This window comes from Trinickia sp. (assembly GCF_051961175.1).
GTDB lineage: Bacteria > Pseudomonadota > Gammaproteobacteria > Burkholderiales > Burkholderiaceae > Trinickia.
In genome coordinates this window covers 1-2,262 of record NZ_JBQCDN010000231.1, presented here as the reverse complement: position 1 = coordinate 2,262, position 2,262 = coordinate 1, and the positions used below count along the sequence as shown (strand labels likewise).

2 protein-coding genes are annotated in these 2,262 nt (G+C 66.8%); both read right to left on the bottom strand.

Translation table 11 applies throughout. The features are described from left to right. Positions 1–87 precede the first annotated feature (87 nt). Positions 88–2,016 carry a hypothetical protein gene (locus ACTHL0_RS14115; RefSeq protein ID WP_440567371.1) on the bottom strand — a complete coding sequence of 643 codons (1,929 nt, stop codon included), beginning with the start codon at positions 2,014–2,016 and terminating at the stop codon, positions 88–90. Further along, positions 2,013–2,262 (bottom strand): hypothetical protein (locus ACTHL0_RS14110; protein WP_440567370.1); only part of this gene is annotated, 250 nt, incomplete at its 5' end. The genes ACTHL0_RS14110 and ACTHL0_RS14115, both read right to left, overlap by 4 nt.

Genomic DNA, 2,262 nt, shown 5'->3' with positions numbered 1-2,262 from the left:
AAACCCGGCGCGCGGCCGGGTCGGAGGATTTCAATGCATGACGTGCTGGTGTTCGGGCTCGTAAAGCTCGCGATCGTGGCAGTCGTCTCATTTGTTGCCGGGATTGTTGAGGCCGCCAAGAAGCCCGTTCACGGCGGCTGGACGCCCGTAATTCAAGAGCCCTTGCATAAGCGGGCCTGGAACCGACTGCGCCGCCGCGGCAGCACGAGCATCGAGGAACGGCAGCGCAGCATTCGGATCCATCAGAAGGCCCGTTAGGCGGTCCTGCAGGCGGTTGCCGACCATCTGGCCGATTTTTCCTATTCCGCCTGCAGCAGCGAGCCCCGCCCAAGGATGTCCGGCTACTGCCGGCCCAATCCCCGCTATGGCGCGCCCAAGCCCCCCCGCACCACCAAACGTCGGCCCATAAAGCTGCCGCGCAAGCCAGCCATTGGCCGCCAAGTTGTATGCGGTATCGCTGCCCGGCGAGCGGATCGAGTTCGATACCGTCGCGCGCTGCAAGTCTTGGCCGATTCCCTGAAGCGTGTTCAACGCATTGGCGTCGATGCCGTACGGCGCATTCTTCATGGCGCTGGTGAGCGCCGAGCGATACGGCATCAGTTGAATCTCCGGCGCCCCGCCCGCGTTCATCGAGCGCGTGCCTAGGCCATTCGCAATGGCCTGCCCAGCCTCCATCGTATTGATCGGCACGCTCGCTTGCGCATACGCTTGGGAAGCCTGACGCTGTGCCGGAATGAACCGCTGCGTCCATCCCTGAAGTTGTGACTGCGCGTCAGCAAGCCCCGCGGCGAGCGACTTGTTGCCAGAGGCCTTAGCCGCTCCGATCATGTCGCCAAGCGCCTGATTCGTGTAGTCGAGCGCGCGGCCGCTGATGTCTTTGCTCGGGGACTTGTAGAGCGTTCCGGTAGGACCTACCTGCGGCCAGACAAGGGTTTCTCCGCGATTGGCCGCGAGCTGATCGGCCTGCTGCATGGCCTGCTGCATAGCGGGCCGTTGCGCGAGTTTCATGAATCCCGGCCCCACGCCAGCCGTCTGCGTCGCCGCCTGCTGATATAGCGGCGTCGTGAGTGCTTCGCGTGCGTCCTGCGCCGCCTGCAACGCCTGCGGCGTCTGCGCTACGCCCATCAACGCCTGCCAGCGCGCATCGTTGTTGTCGATCGCGCGTTGCGCCATCGCCGTCTTGAACCCCGGCAGGTTGCCGGCCGCCTTCTCGGTCTGCACCATGACCGGTGTTTGCGCGACCTGCGCCGTCGTGGGCATTGATCCGGGCACGAACTGCTGCGCGCCGCGGATATTGGCCGCCGCCTGCGCCGCTTCGGCCTGATCCATGGCGTTTGCCAGACCCTCGCCGACGTATCGAGTCGGCTGCACGACGGGTCGCACCGCGTTCCAGAGCCCCTGGCCGGCCGCACGCGCGCCGGCGGCAACGAGCGGCGTTGCACCGCCCATCAGGCCGCCCAGACCAGCCTGCTCGGCCTTCTGCGTCCAGTAGTTATCGCCCGGGTTCTGCACCGGCATCATCGCGGCGCCGGCCGCGCCCTGGGCAGCGCCCAGACCCAGCTTTCCGGCAAGAGACAGGCCGGCATACTCCGGGCCAATCATCATCGTGGGTGCCGTGCCCGCGATCTGGCCGCCGATATTGCCCGCGCCGGCCGCGATCGGATGAGCGCCCGAGTACGGCGCGTATTGCGCGTCGAGGTTCGCGATGCCATGCTGCGCGTCCTGCGTGAGCCACGGTCCGACATGATCGGAGCCGAGCGCGGTCAGCCCGCGGCCGAGTAGCTGCTGTGCGACGAGCACCGTCGAGCCGAATCCATGGCCGAGGCCGGCGCCGAGAGATGCGAGCATTCCCGGCTGAAAACCCTGGACTTGCGGCGCGCGCAGCGCGGGCGGAACGGCTTGATTCGTGGCGTCGCGGGCGAGCAGCGCACTAACGTCTTGCGGGCCACTCGCGGGCGCGGCGCTCGAGGCGGCGGCTGCCGGCTGAGTCGCAAGGAAGTCGTCGATCGCGCTCATCGGAGTTGCCCCGTACGAACCATCAAATCGAGCGCCGCTTTCATCTGCGGGTCTTGAATCGCCTGCTGCAACGCCTGCGTGCGCGCGGGGCTCGCCGGCGCCGAAATGATCGGCAACAGCTTGGGCATCATCTGCGGCGTGACCGTCTTGTCGAACTGCGCGCTCAGGTCGGTGTATGCCTTCTCGGCCCCTTGCTGGTAGACGGGGCTGAGCGTTTGGCGCTTGAGGTGCGCCAGATCGAGCTGA

Bases quoted from the DNA above. Each gene is read 5' to 3' on its own strand.
- ACTHL0_RS14115 (WP_440567371.1), bottom strand. From the start codon at position 2,016: ATGAGCGCGATCGACGACTTCCTTGCGACTCAGCCGGCAGCCGCCGCC.